The organism is Enterococcus sp. HY326, from assembly GCF_026157065.1.
Lineage (GTDB): Bacteria > Bacillota > Bacilli > Lactobacillales > Enterococcaceae > HY326.
Genome location: NZ_JANLGQ010000002.1, coordinates 590,244 through 605,441, shown reverse-complemented (window position 1 = coordinate 605,441; position 15,198 = coordinate 590,244). Strand labels below are relative to the sequence as shown.

General features: G+C 40.1%; 14 protein-coding genes. All 14 read left to right on the top strand.

Translation table 11 applies throughout. The annotated features are described in order from the left end of the window. Nucleotides 1-34: 34 nt before the first annotated feature. The 14 genes from tkt (at nucleotide 35) to nth (ending at nucleotide 15,179) form a co-directional block, all read left to right on the top strand. Complete coding sequence (gene tkt, locus ORH16_RS07560; RefSeq protein ID WP_265457652.1) at nucleotides 35-2,020, top strand: transketolase; 1,986 nt, start codon at nucleotides 35-37, stop codon at nucleotides 2,018-2,020. A 134-nt stretch (nucleotides 2,021-2,154) separates the two neighbouring features. Beyond that, nucleotides 2,155-3,084, top strand: a complete 930-nt coding sequence (cysK, locus tag ORH16_RS07555; RefSeq protein WP_265457650.1) for a cysteine synthase A — start codon at nucleotides 2,155-2,157, stop codon at nucleotides 3,082-3,084. Between the two features lie 119 nt (nucleotides 3,085-3,203). Further along, nucleotides 3,204-3,872 (top strand): response regulator transcription factor, encoded by a 669-nt coding sequence (locus ORH16_RS07550; RefSeq protein ID WP_265457648.1) that lies wholly within the window; start codon nucleotides 3,204-3,206, stop codon nucleotides 3,870-3,872. Continuing rightward, complete coding sequence (locus tag ORH16_RS07545; protein ID WP_265457646.1) at nucleotides 3,863-4,966, top strand: sensor histidine kinase; 1,104 nt, start codon at nucleotides 3,863-3,865, stop codon at nucleotides 4,964-4,966. Before ORH16_RS07550 ends, ORH16_RS07545 begins: the two co-directional genes overlap by 10 nt. Before the next feature lie 224 nt (nucleotides 4,967-5,190). Further along, nucleotides 5,191-6,459, top strand: coding sequence for an ABC transporter permease (locus ORH16_RS07540; RefSeq protein ID WP_265457644.1), 1,269 nt, complete (start codon nucleotides 5,191-5,193; stop codon nucleotides 6,457-6,459). After that, nucleotides 6,456-7,136: an ATP-binding cassette domain-containing protein gene (locus tag ORH16_RS07535; protein ID WP_265457642.1), complete on the top strand. Its 681-nt coding sequence runs from the start codon at nucleotides 6,456-6,458 to the stop codon at nucleotides 7,134-7,136. The genes ORH16_RS07540 and ORH16_RS07535 overlap by 4 nt, the downstream gene beginning before the upstream one ends. Before the next feature lie 15 nt (nucleotides 7,137-7,151). Continuing rightward, nucleotides 7,152-8,639 (top strand): ABC transporter permease, encoded by a 1,488-nt coding sequence (locus tag ORH16_RS07530; protein ID WP_265457640.1) that lies wholly within the window; start codon nucleotides 7,152-7,154, stop codon nucleotides 8,637-8,639. Nucleotides 8,640-8,680: 41 nt separating this feature from the next. Next, on the top strand, nucleotides 8,681-9,355 hold the full coding sequence (locus tag ORH16_RS07525; RefSeq protein WP_265457638.1) for an ABC transporter ATP-binding protein: 675 nt from the start codon (nucleotides 8,681-8,683) through the stop codon (nucleotides 9,353-9,355). After that, a complete protein-coding gene (locus ORH16_RS07520) occupies nucleotides 9,348-10,964 on the top strand; it encodes a PASTA domain-containing protein (RefSeq protein ID WP_265457636.1) in 1,617 nt (538 codons plus the stop codon). The genes ORH16_RS07525 and ORH16_RS07520 overlap by 8 nt, the downstream gene beginning before the upstream one ends. A gap of 151 nt (nucleotides 10,965-11,115) precedes the next feature. Continuing rightward, nucleotides 11,116-11,547 carry a peroxide-responsive transcriptional repressor PerR gene (perR, locus tag ORH16_RS07515; RefSeq protein ID WP_265457634.1) on the top strand — a complete coding sequence of 144 codons (432 nt, stop codon included), beginning with the start codon at nucleotides 11,116-11,118 and terminating at the stop codon, nucleotides 11,545-11,547. Between the two features lie 17 nt (nucleotides 11,548-11,564). Continuing rightward, nucleotides 11,565-11,948 (top strand): RidA family protein, encoded by a 384-nt coding sequence (locus tag ORH16_RS07510; RefSeq protein ID WP_265457632.1) that lies wholly within the window; start codon nucleotides 11,565-11,567, stop codon nucleotides 11,946-11,948. 307 nt (nucleotides 11,949-12,255) lie between these two features. Next, on the top strand, nucleotides 12,256-13,626 hold the full coding sequence (locus ORH16_RS07505; protein ID WP_265457630.1) for an FAD-dependent oxidoreductase: 1,371 nt from the start codon (nucleotides 12,256-12,258) through the stop codon (nucleotides 13,624-13,626). Nucleotides 13,627-13,831: 205 nt separating this feature from the next. Then, on the top strand, nucleotides 13,832-14,542 hold the full coding sequence (locus ORH16_RS07500) for a DnaD domain-containing protein (RefSeq protein ID WP_265457628.1): 711 nt from the start codon (nucleotides 13,832-13,834) through the stop codon (nucleotides 14,540-14,542). Beyond that, nucleotides 14,535-15,179 (top strand): endonuclease III, encoded by a 645-nt coding sequence (gene nth, locus ORH16_RS07495; RefSeq protein ID WP_265457626.1) that lies wholly within the window; start codon nucleotides 14,535-14,537, stop codon nucleotides 15,177-15,179. Before ORH16_RS07500 ends, nth begins: the two co-directional genes overlap by 8 nt. The last annotated feature ends 19 nt before the right edge of the window (nucleotides 15,180-15,198 follow it).

Below are 15,198 nucleotides of genomic sequence, written 5' to 3'. Positions count from 1 at the left end.
AAATAAACCAAAACCAAAAAACGGAGGGATTCTTTTGTTTGATACAATCGACCAACTAGGTGTAAATGCAATTCGTACTTTGAGTATTGACGCAATCCAAAAAGCTAACTCAGGACATCCAGGTTTACCAATGGGAGCTGCCCCAATGGCTTATACATTGTGGACCAAACATTTAAAAATTAATCCAGCAACTTCAACGAACTGGGTAGATCGCGATCGCTTTGTTTTGTCTGCCGGTCATGGCTCTGCAATGTTGTACAGCTTATTGCATCTTGCCGGTTATAAAGTTTCGATTGATGATTTGAAAAATTTCCGTCAGTGGAATAGCTTAACTCCAGGACATCCAGAAATTCATCATACAGATGGTGTGGAAGTGACAACGGGTCCTTTAGGGCAAGGAATTGCTATGTCTGTTGGGATGGCAATGGCAGAAGCTCATCTGGCAGCTACTTACAACCGCGAAAGTTTTAACGTGATGGATCATTACACATTTGCGTTGTGTGGCGATGGCGACTTGATGGAGGGCGTGTCTCAAGAAGCAAGTTCTTTAGCAGGTCATTTAAAACTAGGTAAATTAGTTGTCTTGTATGATTCAAATGATATTTCTCTTGATGGTCCAACCAGCAAAGCCTTTACTGAAAGTGTTAAAGGTCGTTATGAAGCTTATGGTTGGCAATATATTCGTGTGGAAAATGGCAATGATTTAGATGCCATCAACAAAGCGATTGAAGAAGCGAAGGCTGAAAAAGATAAGCCTACTTTAATCGAAGTCAAAACAATTATTGGTTTTGGTTCACCAAAAGAAGGCACTTCTGCTGTTCACGGTGCACCTTTAGGTCAAGAAGGCATTGACATGGCTAAAACAGTTTACGGTTGGGATGCACCAGCATTCACGGTTCCTGATGAAGTAACTGCTCGTTACCAAGAAGCAATTGGTGAAAGAGGAGCTAAGGCGGAAGCTGAATGGGATGAAATGTTTAAAAATTACAAACATGCTTACCCAGATTTAGCAGCGCAATTTGAAGCAGCCTTTGCCGGTCAATATCCTGAAGATTGGGAAGCCGCATTACCAAGCTATGAAGTTGGCACAAGTCAAGCCAGCCGTGTTTCCAGCAAAGAAATTATCCAAGCGATTTCAAAAGAAGTGCCAAGTTTCTGGGGTGGTTCTGCTGATTTATCTGCTTCTAACAACACGATGGTCGCAGCTGAAAAAGAATTTCAGCCTGGCCAATATGAAGGTCGCAACATTTGGTTTGGTGTGCGGGAATTTGCGATGGCAGCAGCTATGAATGGGATTCAAGTCCACGGTGGTACTAAAGTTTACGGCGGAACATTCTTTGTTTTCGTTGATTACTTGCGTCCGGCGCTAAGATTGTCAGCTATTCAAAAAACACCAGTAGTTTATGTGTTAACCCATGATTCTGTGGCAGTTGGTGAAGATGGCCCAACCCATGAGCCGGTTGAACAATTGGCAAGTGTTCGTTCCATGCCAAACGTGCAAGTGATTCGGCCAGCTGATGGCAATGAAACAGTTGCCGCATGGAAAATTGCGATGAAGACAACAGATAAACCAACTGTCTTAGTTTTAAGTCGTCAAAACTTGCCAGTTATTGAAGGGACAAAAGAACACGCTGATGAAAATGTTCAAAAGGGTGGCTATGTAATTTCTGCTCAAAAAGGCGCAACACCTGAAGGCATTTTAATTGCAACTGGTTCTGAAGTAAACTTAGCTATCGAGGCCCAAGCTGAATTAGCTAAAGCTGGTAAAGATGTTTCAGTTGTCAGCCTGCCAAGCTTTGATTTATTTGAAGCACAAGATGCTGCCTATAAAGAAAGCGTCTTACCAAAAGCAGTTACTAATCGTCTAGCAATTGAAGCAGCCTCTCCATTTGGCTGGGACCGTTATGCGAAGGCTTCTGTTACAATCAATCATTTCGGCGCATCTGCACCTGGTGATAAAGTTTTAGCAGAATTTGGTTTCACTGTTGAAAATGTTGTTGCTCGCTTCAACGAACTATAAAGAGAACAATAAATACTTTTACCGTTTGTCGAAATTTGGCAAACGGTTTTTTTTGAGTTGAATTGCTTTGAAAAAAAGCAATTTTTCGCTATGATTATTGGTACAAACAGGTTAGCTGAAAGGAAGTAACGTATATGTCAAAAATTTATTCATCGATTACCGAGTTAATTGGCAAGACACCGATTGTAAAACTAAATAGAGTTGTCCCTCAAGATGCGGCGGAAGTTTTCGTAAAGCTTGAATTTTTTAATCCCGGCAGCAGCGTAAAGGACCGGATTGCTCTAAGCATGGTGGAACAAGCGGAAGCGGATGGCCGTTTAACGCCTGGCACGACCATTATCGAACCGACCTCTGGGAACACTGGTATTGGTTTAGCGATGGTGGGAGCAGCCAAAGGATATCCAGTTAAAATTGTAATGCCTGATACGATGAGCATTGAACGCCGCAAGCTGATGCAGGCCTATGGAGCAGAATTAATTTTAACACCAGGTGCTGAAGGTATGAAGGGTGCGATTGCGACAGCAACTGAATTAGCAGAAGCGAACGGCTACTTTATGCCCTTGCAATTTGATAATGAAGCCAATCCGGAAATTCATCAAAAGACAACAGGTCCTGAAATTGTCGAAGCTTTTGGTGATGCTGGCGTGGATGCTTTTATTTCCGGCGTTGGAACTGGCGGCACTGTGACTGGTGCTGGTCATGAGCTGAAAAAAGTTTATCCGAATATTCAAGTCTATGCAGTGGAACCGACAGAATCCCCAGTTCTTGAAGGTGGCCAACCTGGTCCCCACAAAATTCAAGGTATCGGAGCTGGCTTTGTTCCAAAAGTCTTGGATACTAAAGTCTATGATGGTGTCTTGGCGGTTTCTAGTGACAATGCGATGGCAATGGCCCGCAAAGTCGGACAAGAAGAAGGAATTTTAGTTGGAATTTCTTCAGGTGCGGCAATTTTTGCGGCAATTGAAAAAGCGAAAGAGCTGGGTGCTGGCAAAAAAGTTGTCGTGATTGTACCTGATAATGGCGAACGTTACTTGTCGACAACCCTTTATCAATTTGAAGATTAAAAAAGCTATCTAAAAAGCAAAGTTGTTCGCAGCTTTGCTTTTTTTTATGAAAAGGCTAATAATTTTCCTGCTTTTCTGTTTTAATAGTAATGAAGACACGAGGCAGTGGAGGAAAATTTATGCGGGTTTTAATCATCGAGGACAATCAAAAGTTGGCAGACTCAGTAAAAGTGGGTCTTGAAAAAGAAAACATTTCGGTAGATTTAGCTTATACCGGTGTTCAAGGGGAAGAAAAAGCCTACATCACGGATTACGATGTCATTTTATTAGATTTGAATTTGCCGGATAAAGATGGCTTAGAAATTTTGGAGTTTCTTCGTTCAGAAGGAATTCAAACACCAGTGATTATCGGTTCTGCCCGTGACGAAATCAGCGACCGCGCATTAGGCTTAAATATTGGCGCAGATGACTATCTAGTAAAGCCTTACGATTTAATCGAATTAATTGCCCGCTTGCGGGCGGTGGTCCGCAGGTTTCAAGGCCGCAGCAATCCTACTATTATCATTCGTGATTTGGAAATCAATCCAATTCGTCATGAGCTACTTTTAAAAGGAAAAAAGGTCAAATTAAAACCAAAGGAATTTGATATCTTACAGTTTATCGCTGAAAAACATCCCGCTGTGGTTTCTCTAGAGGAAATTGCAGAACACGTCTATGATGAAAACTTTGATCCTTTCTCTTCAGTTTTACGGGTCCATTTAGCCCGCTTAAAAAAACAATTAAAGGAAAGTGGCGGCGAAGAAGTGCTTTTGACGATTCGTTCTAAAGGGTATCGTTTATGGGAATAAAACACAATATTAATTTTTGGCTACGTCTGTTAATCAGTGCATTAGCGATCAGTTTAGGTATCATTTCTTTGATTGTCTTTATTCTGTGGATTACCGACTTTCAGCATGTGCTAGTTAATTATTATGGACAAACCCAGTTTCATACGGAATTGACTACACAGTATTTTAGTGACGATGCAGCCTCATTTAGCTCTGATTACAGTTTTCAACCAGGAGAGACAATTAGTGGATTACAGCTGAATACTTTAATCTTACGAGAATTATTTAATCGCCTGGGCCTATTATTTTTATTACTATTTTTAATTAGCTTTAGTTTACTGGTCGTTTTTTGGCGTCTATTCGAAGGCTATCACCGCAAAAAAACTTTACGGATGATTGAAAACTTAAAACAAGTGGAAACGTTAGCTGATTATCAAGGGGACGACAGCCAAGAGGTGCAAAAGGTGTTACACGAGCTGCAGGAATCCTACAGTCAGCGGTATGAAAACTTTCGCCGTCTCAATAGTTATTTGGCCCACGATCAAAAAAATACGATTGCGATTATTAAAACCCGTTTAGCTCAAAGTAAAGAATATCAAGAGGAAGCAGTGCTACTGGATTACTTGACCCATTCCGTCGATGATATTTTAACCCTGTCCAGCAGCGAATCTGAGACAACAGAATTTGTCGATGTTGCCTTGCTAGCAGCGGAGGTTTGTGACGCTTATAAAAAGGTGTATCCTCAATTGAGTTTTGAATTTTCTGAGATTGCTGAGACGACTATTTTAGCAAAAAATCGCTGGATTTACCGTGCTTTAGCTAATCTAATTGATAACGCGATTAAATATGGTGAAGATCAAAAAATTGAAGTTTCTGTCAGCTGCCAGTATCAAAATGTTGTGGTGGCAGTAAAAGATCAAGGGATAGGACTGACAGAAGCTGAGCAGGAAAATATTTTTAAAGAGTCTTATCGGGTCAGAGGCTTGAAATCCGATGGCTACGGCATTGGACTAGCCGTTGTCAGCCATGTGTGCGATCTTTGCCAAGGCTATGTCTTTGTCGACAGTCAGGTCAAAAAAGGGTCCACCTTCTACATGAGCTTTCCCCTTGCTTAGTGGAGGCAAGTTCAAAAAATAAATCAGATAATATCTCAACCATGACAAACTTTTTAGTCGATGAAATTTCTAGCGGGCGTTTTAAAAAGCTGCTGGGAATTTTTGGCTGAAGGGTTTGTCATTTTCTTTTGCAATATTTTTTTATTTACTGGATAAAAAAGAGTTAACAAAAAGTTAACAAAGTTTTTGGTATGATAAAAAAACGAAGGGAGGGTGTCGTGCAGATGATAAAAGATTTTTTTCATCGAAAAAAAATACTATTGTTGCTGCTGCTGTCTCTTACTTTGTGTTTTTCAATTGAACTATTTTTATTGAGTGGGCAACAAAAATTTCAACGTACCGCCCATCAGGTGGAAAATCACTATCGCTCTCAGGTTAGTTTAAATCAAGTTTATTACGATGATAATACGACAGGATATGAATATAAGCCACTATTCCTTTCAGATATTCGCAAATTCGGCAGCTCAAATTATGTGAATTACTATACGATTCGTGGCACAGCCTTTTTTATGGTAGAGGAGTTAAAATTACCCGAATCGGATTATCTGACAACAACTGAAGAAAATCCTTACATCAATCTAACGTTCATTAAAGAATCACAGTTCAGCGGAAGTTTAGAGAAAAAATTAATTGCCGGAAAGATACCGGAGAAAAATCGAGAATGTATAATCAGTAAAGAATTAGCTGATTTAAATAACTTGCAGGTCGGCGATAGTTTAGAGGGATTGATACAGAATAATCAATCCACTACTTTGACCATTAGTGGCATTGTCTCGGAGACGCTCTTTGATTTTCCAGAAATCATGCTAACTGTTGACGGGGCCGAGGCCTTGTTTAAAGATGATCCGACGGCTGTCTATTGGGAGGCCAATTATACACTGAAAGATCAGACGATGTTGCGACAATTTGAAGCGCAGCTGCGGCATTGGGGCTTGCCGATTGATTACGAGCTTTATACGAATCGGGAATTTGGCGATTTATTGGCTGAACCCTTAAGAGAAGCGCAAAATCAATTTCAAACCGTCTTAATCTTGTTTAGCGCCCTCAGTTTAATTTTGTTAGGAATCGGTATGATGCTTGTCCTAAAGCGCCGCAAACAACGAATTATCTATCAACTAGTAATTGGCTTTAGCAAAATGGACTTAATCAAGAAGGCACTATTAGAAGGCGGCGGTACTGTCGCAATCAGCGGAGTCATAGCTTACCTCTTAAATCTAAAATTCAGTCCCGCTGTTGGTCAGCTTTTCTTAAATTGGCAGGAAAATCAGCTGGGCTTAAATGTTGAAAATGTCTTAGCCGAGATTGGCTTAGACAACCTCGATGCAGCAGAAGTTTTAGGAACTGTCAGCAATCTAACAATTCAGCCACAGGTTAGCTGGCTGTTAATCGGTCTATTATTCAGCTACTTTTTGGTTCTTTTGGTACCGCTCATCTATCAGATTAGACAGTTGGATTTGCGGAGGATTTTAAAGGAGGGAGGACGAGGACTATGACCTTAGTATTAGATCACGGAACACTCTATGCTCAAAATCAGGAGCGGCCACTTTTGGAAAATCTCAATTTTAGTTTTGAGAAGGGAAAAGTCTATTTTGTTTATGGGACTCAGCCACAGGAAAAAACGATGTTGGCGGCAGCGATGGCAGGTTTAGTTCAATTTGACAAAGGCGGGCTAAAATTTGCTGGACAATTGTTGACCCGTAAACAATTGACTTATTATCGTAAGCAGCAGGTCGGCTTGATTTTGCGGGAGTATAACTTCCTGCCGTTTGAAAGTCCTTTGACCAATTTATTGTATTATTGTCGGTTAACCGATAAAAAGGTGACACTAGCAGATTGTTTGGCCCGGTTAAAAAAAGTCGGCATTGAAAAAGAAACCAGCAAGCTGCCGTTAGAAAAATTAGATTTGATTACACAAAAGAAGTATGAGTTAGCCAAGGCAGTTGGTCGCAATCCTGAGATATTTGTTGCAGACGGATTATTGGAGGACCTTGATAGTTATACCGAGCGTTTATTTTTAAACTTTTTGGATTATCTAGCCAAAGAACTGGCAATTTGTGTGGTTGTGATGGTTAGTCAACAGCATTTAAATCATTTTCCTGATGTCGTCTTAGGACTCAATCGTGGGAAGTTGAATTTTATTAAAGCTAAGGAAACTATTTTGAAGGGATAATTGGGGGGAATTGAAATGAATTTTATACAACGTGCATTAGCGAGTGTCACCCGGCGTAAAGGCAAGTCTTTGATTTTATTTTTAGTAATTTTTATTTTAGGGAATGTGATTGCCGGAGCGATTGCCATTCAACAGTCAACAGCCAATGTTGAAAAGAAAATGAAAAATGATTTAGGCGCTACCGCCACCGCTGAGATTGATCCGGAATTTGACTGGGAAACCAGTGAAGCGCCAGAGAACTTATCGGAGGAAACCATTCAAGAAATTGGCAACTTATCCTATGTGAAGGAATATGATTATAGTGTCCGCGCCTATATCAACACGGCTAATTTTAAAACCATGCAGCCTGATTATGGGGATGAAGGGGGCGTTGTCTATGGCAATTCAGAGCAGCCACAGCTAGAATTAGTCGGAACCAATTTGGAAACCCCGCTAAGCTTTTCTGATAAAATTGTCGATTTAGTTGATGGCCGTTATTTTACCGCTGAAGAGATTGCCAATGGTGCTCAGGTCGGCATCTTTTCTAAAAAAGTTTCCGAAGAGAACGGCTTTAGCGTAGGAGATCAAGTCGTTGTCGATTCGCAAAATTATATTTATTCGGAAACAGAAGAAAGTACCTATGAAAAAGGCATCGATTTTCCAGTTGAAGTCATCGGCATTTTTGATCCGCAGGTGATTGAGACAAAACAAGAAGACAGCGAACAAGGCAATCAACAATTTTTTGATCAAGTTTATGTGGAGGCTACTCAGTTTAATTCCGTTTATATGCCAAACCGAGCAGTTCAGGAAATTAATGTCCAATATTGGCGTAGCCAGTTTGAAGCTGATCCAGATATGTACGGTGGCGAGTTCGATGAAGAAGAAACCAATCAATTTTATGCGACACCAAATTATCAATTGAATTCACCAGAGGATGTTGAGGCCTTCCGTCAAGAGGCCGAAACATTGCTGCCAAGTGCTTATATTATTCGTGCTTCGACAGATACCTATGATGAAGTCGGCGGCAGCATGAAGAAATTATCGCAAATCTCTGGTTATGTTGTGATTGTCGCGGTGATTGCCACCTTAGTGATTATCTCATTAGTGGTTGTCTTGTTCTTAAGAGACCGCAAGCATGAGCTGGGGATTTACCTGGCAATCGGCGAACATCGCCGCAATGTTGTGCTACAGATTTTAATTGAACTCTTGATTATCAGCATCATTGCAATGGGACTTTCATTAGTTACTGGAAACTTTTTAGGCGGCAGCCTTTCAGAGTCTCTGCTGCAAAGCGACATGTTAGCTTCCAATGGCAATAATATGGATAATATGAGTTATTATTATGATGTCTTTGCCAACAATCCGACTTTGACGGCAGATCAAATTCAAAATGCTTATGAAGTGACTTTCTCAATGGGCTACATTGTTACCTTTATCTTGACAGGACTTTTAACGGTCTTTGCTTCAGCTCTGTTGCCATTGATTTATATTTTACGCTTAAATCCTAAGAAGATTATGATGTAATTGGATTTAACGACTTGTAAAAAAGAGAGGATGGAAAGCAAATGGCCTTATTAAAAACAGAAAAATTAGAATATTTTTATCAAGATGGTGATCGGCGCAGACGGATTTTAAAGGAAACCTCCGTCAGCTTTGATAAAGGAAAATTTTATACGATTTTGGGGCAATCTGGTTCCGGGAAAACAACCTTTTTATCTTTAATTGCGGCCCTTGACGAACCAAAGGCCGGCAAAATTTTATTTGAAGGCAAGGACATTAAAAAAATCGGCTATGAACAATACCGGCGAGATAACATTAGCATTGTCTTTCAAAGTTATAATTTAGTTCCTTATCTAACGGCGATGGAAAATGTATTAGTCGCAATGTCGATTACCGACAATCAACTACCGGACAACCATCAAGAAATTGCCTACAATCTTTTAGATTATATCGGAATCGACCGAACGAAGGCTGATCGCAAGGTGAATCAGCTCTCTGGGGGAGAACAGCAGCGGGTAGCTATTGCTCGTGCGCTATCTACGAATGTCGACATTATCTTAGCAGATGAGCCGACGGGAAATCTTGATGAAGAGATGGAGCTGGAAATCGTCGAGATCTTTAAAGAGCTGGCTAGAGATCATGGCAAATGTGTCATTGTCGTGACCCACTCCAATGATATTGCCAATCAGGCAGATCAAACTTTTTATCTGAAAAAAGGCGAGCTGAAGGCCTATGAGTGATTTTTTATCCAACTTCAACAAGGAGAATTATCAAAAGCGGGAGCCTCGTGAAAACAAAGATAAGGGCCCAAAAAAAGACGCTTTAGATCAGGATTCGTCTAACACTTTGACAGAAAAAAAGCAGCCAACACCTGTCGAAAAAAAAGAAAAAGTTGTTGAAGAAGCCGAAAGTTCCAAAGTGCCCCATTCAGCTGTGACACCTGCTGACACTTCAATGCATCATAAAAAAAGAAGTAAAGAAAACCAGAAAAAGACAAATGAGAAAGCCAATCATAAAACCAAAGACCAGCCGGTTGATCAAGACCTAACGGGACAACGAAGCCCGAAGAAAAAAAAGTCTCTCTTTAAAAAGAAGAACGAAGACCAAGGAGAGCCGACAATCTTAGCTGACGGCAGCGAATTTGACCCTACTTATAAGCGCAAAAAAATTATTCGTTGGTCAATTATTGGGGCAATTATTGCGATTGTGGCAGTAGCAGGCGGTTTTGGCTACTATCAAGTGAACCATGTGCAGCTGCCTGATTTTACCGGTGAATCTTTAGGGGATGCTAGAGGCTGGTTGACCGAAAACAATCTGCAAATTGAAGTAATTCAAGAGTATGATGATTCTGTTGCAGTCAACCAGGTGATTAAGCAATCACCTAATACTGCAAAAAAAGTCAAGAAAGGTTCTGTAGTAGCAATCACTGCCAGCAAAGGCCCTGATCCTGATGCGGTAATTGCCATGCCAGATTTTATGACTATGAGTAAGGCGGCAGCAGAAGAGTGGAAGGAACAAAATCAGGCCAATAATTTTTCAATTATTGAAGAATATAGTGATACTGTTGAAAAAGATCAACCGCTGCGGTTAGAATTTGGCAATAAAGAAACCACTAGAGAAACGTATCAGCGCAAAGAAATGGCCAAGCTGTATATTTCTAGAGGCAAAGAAGTTTTTGAAAAAAATATCACGATGCCTGACTTTACCAATAAACTGAAAAGCGAAGTCGAAAGTTGGGCCAAAACCAATGAAATTTCGGTGACCTATGAGGAGCGAGCTAACAATGAGGTGGAAGCTGGAGCAATCATTGAACAAAGTGTGCCTAAGGATGAAAAAGTTGCCAAAAGAGATGCTCTGACAGTTGCAGTTTCTCTAGGCAAGGCCATCATTGTGCCGAATTTTGGAAACTATACAGCGGAAGAAGCAACATCGGTTAGTGCCGATTTGTTAGTGCTAGTGAAAACAGTTTATTCAGATAGTGCGGCATATGGAAAACTGATTTCTCAAAGTGTTGCTGCCGGAACGGAATTGACCGCCAACAGCAATACGCAAGTTGAAGCAATCTATTCGTTAGGCCGTCCTTATATTAAAGATTTGCGGGGCACGATGGTCGAAGGTGATTTACCGAAGTATTTCTTTGATGAATACCAATCAAAAGGTGCTCAGATTACACCTCAGGTCCGTTATGTCGATTCTGCTGAAACCAAAGGCACCGTTGTCGGAATGAGCGTCTTTAATCAATATTTGGCGATGACGGATTCAGTCACTTTTGATATCAGCAAAGGCAATCTAACAGCGCCACAAAATTATCAGTCAGATGACTTAGAGGACGCTGCAGCATTTGAATAATTTCAGCCAATAATCTTTTTGTGGTCAAAACTTAAAGATTATTGGTTTTTTTATGATTAAACTGATTAGTAGTTTACAAACATGCTAAAAAACCTTACAATAAAGCTAATAAAAGGGTTACAAACAAAACTATAGAAAAGGAGGGTAACGAATGGAAAATGAAATGGTCAAAGATGCCATTAGTAAGTTAAAAGAAGCTAACATTCGTATTACACCTCAGCGGTATGCCGTACTGGAGTATCTAGTCGAATATCATACTCATCCGACTGCTGACGAAATTTATCGTGCATTAGAAAGCCGTTTTCCTAACATGAGTGTGGCAACTGTTTACAATAACTTAAGAATGTTAACAGAATTAGGACTCGTACAGGAAATGAAATACGGAGATGCCTCTAGTCGTTTTGATTTTAGTACCCATCGACATTATCACGCTATCTGTCAAAACTGTGGTAAGATTGCGGATTTCCATTATCCAAGTCTGGATGATGTGGAGATTGCAGCGGGCCGTTTGACAGGCTTTGATATTCAAGATCACCGTTTAGAAGTCTATGGCATTTGTCCTGAATGCCAAGAAAAAATGTAGAAGAATAGAGGTCTCTGATGAAAATTATTCAAACTGATCAAGCGCCAAAAGCGATTGGTCCATATGTTCAAGGCAAAGTGGTGAATGGTTTTCTTTTTGCTTCCGGTCAAGTACCTTTGGACCCCGAGAGCGGCGCAGTAGTTGGGACAACTATTAGCGAACAGACCACACAAGTATTAAAAAATATTGCAGCGATTTTAAAAGCGGCAGACACTGATTTTGATAATATTGTGAAGACTACCTGCTTTTTGAAAAATATGGAAGACTTTGCTGCCTTCAACGAAGTTTACGCCACTGCCTTTCAAGCCGACTTACCAGCACGTTCTGCTGTTGAGGTAGCTCGACTGCCAAAGGATGTCCTAGTGGAAATCGAAATTATCGCAGCAGTAAAATCAGTATAACTCTAACGAAAGTTCAAAGTTTCAGTCACCTTTGATTGGAACTTTGAACTTTTTTGAATTGGCAAGTAAAGAAACTTTAAATATATTTTCACTTTTATTTTCCGAAAATTTATTGAACAAGAATGATTTTCAATTAAAAACTTATCTTCACTGTCAGAAAGCCTTTTGAAAAAAGCTTTCTTTTGAAAATTCATTCTATTACCAATTAGAATAAGTATTGTGAAATCACAAGCAAAAAACTGTTTCTTATGACAGACCTTTGATATATTCAAAATGTACCAAAAATTTATCCGAAGGAAGGTCTCAAATGAAAGTAGTTGTAATTGGCTGTACCCATGCCGGCACAGCAGCAGTAAAAAATATTTTAGCAACAGAGCCAAACGCAGAAGTGATTGTTTACGAAAGAAACGATAATATTTCTTTCTTATCTTGTGGAATCGCCCTTTATGTCGGCGGTGTTGTCAAAGATCCAGCGGGGTTGTTTTATTCTAACCCTGAAGAACTAGCGGGCCTTGGCGCCACTGTAAATATGGAACACAATGTAACAAGTGTTGATGTTACTGAGAAAAAAATTGTCGCTGAAGATTTGAAAACTGGCACGAGTGAAACCGTTGCTTACGATAAATTAGTATTAACAACCGGTTCTTGGCCGATTATTCCGCCAATTCCTGGCATTGATTCAGAAAATATCTTGTTATGTAAAAATTACAACCAAGCCAACGAAATCATCGCAAAATCCCATGATGCTCAAAAAGTAGTTATCGTAGGTGGCGGTTATATTGGGATTGAATTGGTTGAAGCTTTTGCTGAATCAGGCAAAGAAGTGACCTTAATTGATGGCTTAAGCCGCATTTTAAATAAATATCTTGATCAGCCCTTTACTGATATCTTAGAGGAAGATTTAAAAGAGCGGGGTGTTACCCTTGCTTTAGGCGAAAATGTTGCTTCCTTCGAGGCGGATGAAGCTGGTAAAGTCAAGATGGTGAAAACTGCCAGTCAAAGTTTTGACGCTGACATGGTGATTTTATGTGTTGGCTTTATGCCAAACAATGAATTAGTCAAAGGTCAATTGGAAACTATGCCAAATGGTGCCTTAAAGGTAAATGACTACATGCAAACTAGCCATCCAGATGTTTTTGCAGCTGGTGACTCTGCAGTTGTTCATTATAATCCAACTGGCGAATTGGCTTACATTCCATTGGCAACCAATGCCGTGCGTCAAGGAATGATTGTCGGTAAAAATATTAAACAAAATCAACTTCGCTACCGGGGAACGCAAGGAACTTCTGGGTTGTACTTGTTTGGCTGGAACATCGGCTCGACTGGCTTAACTAAAGAAAGTGCCCGCCTGCAAGGAGTTGAAGTCGATTCAATCATTATCGATGATAATTATCGTCCAGAATTTATGCCAACAACTGAAAAAGTTTTCATGGAGCTGGTTTGGGAAAAAGGTACCAACCGGATTGTTGGGGGGCAATTATTGTCTAAGTATGATATTACACAATCTGCTAATACCTTATCAGTAGTTGTGCAAAATAAGATGACCTTAGAGGACTTGGCTTTACAGGACTTCTTCTTCCAACCGCATTTCGATCGCCCTTGGAACTATTTGAACATTTTAGCTCAAGCGGCTTTAGAACAAGCCAACGGCAATCTGCGGAACGACTCCTCAATTTAATTTAGTTAAATGAATAGCTGTGGTATCAGTTTACAAAAATTCTTAGAAGGCCTGCTGAAGATAGCAGATTTTCTGAATTTCCTTTTGAATTTAAAAATCTTTAAAAGGAAAAAAATGGATTTTTGTTAAAAGCTGAGGCCACAGCTTTTTTTGCTGGAAAAAACCGGTGATTTTAGTATACTTGTAAAAGAAGCGGGGGAACAAGATGAGCAATTTAAAAGATTATTATCGGGATGACGGGGTATACATTCCGAATTTATTATTAAATAATTACCAGAAGCTGTTAATTTCTCCAGAGGAAATGATGCTGTGGATTCATTTAGCCGGAAAACAGCGGACGGGTGATTTTTTTCCGGATTTAAGCCAGATTGCTGAGACGATGGGCATTCCTCAAGAGCGGGTCTTTTTATTATTAAATCAGCTGGTGGGAAAAAAAATGATTGAAATCATTACCACCGATGATGCCAATGGCCGCAGCAGCGATCAATATGATTTAAGCTTAATTTTTGACCGATTGGAAGAAAATCTTGCACAGCAGGCGGACGCCATTAAAGAACAGGCCGAAGAATCAAAGGTTGCTGGAATTTATCAAAGCTTTGAAGAGGAGTTTGGACGGCCCTTATCGCCAATTGAGTATCAAAGAATTGGCCAGTGGTTAGAAGAAGATTCCTATCAGCCTGAATTGATTCAGCTGGCTTTAAGGGAAGCTGTTTTGAATCAGGCGTATAATTTAAATTATGTTGATCGGATTCTATTGGCATGGCAGAAAAAAAATATTACCACCAAAGCGCAAGTCCAACAGGAGCAACAAAAGCGTAAAGATGCTTTGTTAAAAAAAGAAGCACCAGAATTAAGTAGAGAACCATTACCTAAAGTCAGTCTTCACAATTGGTTAAAGGAGGAGCCTCGTGATTAGTAAAGAAAAAACTCAGTGGGCCTTAGCGCAAATGTATCAAATGTTTCCTGATGCGTATGGAGAATTGGTTCATCGCAATCCCTTTGAATTATTGATTGCAGTCATTTTAAGTGCTCAGGCGACCGACGTTTCGGTCAATAAAGTCACTCCACAGCTTTTTGCAGCCTATCCGACACCTGAGGCTTTGGCGGTAGCTCCTTTAGAAGGTATTATTGAAAAAATAAAATCGATTGGCTTGTATCGTAATAAGGCCAAAAATATCAAAGCTTGCGCCCAACAATTGTTGGATAATTTTAATGGGCAAGTGCCGCAAACTAGAGAGGAATTGACTTCTTTAGCAGGTGTAGGCCGTAAGACGGCTAATGTTGTGATGGGGGATGCCTTTGGAATTCCGGCGATTGCCGTGGATACACACGTTGAACGAGTGTCAAAGCGCTTGAGAATCTGCAAACTAGATGCCAATGTTTTACAAGTAGAAGAAACTTTGATGAAAAAAATTCCCAAAACAGATTGGGTTAAAGCTCATCACACGATGATTTTCTTTGGTCGGTATCACTGCTTAGCCCGTAGTCCCAAATGTGATCACTGTCCTTTGTTGAGTATTTGTCAAGAGGGAAAAGAGCGCATGAAAAAATAAAAGGAGCTACAGTCATGAG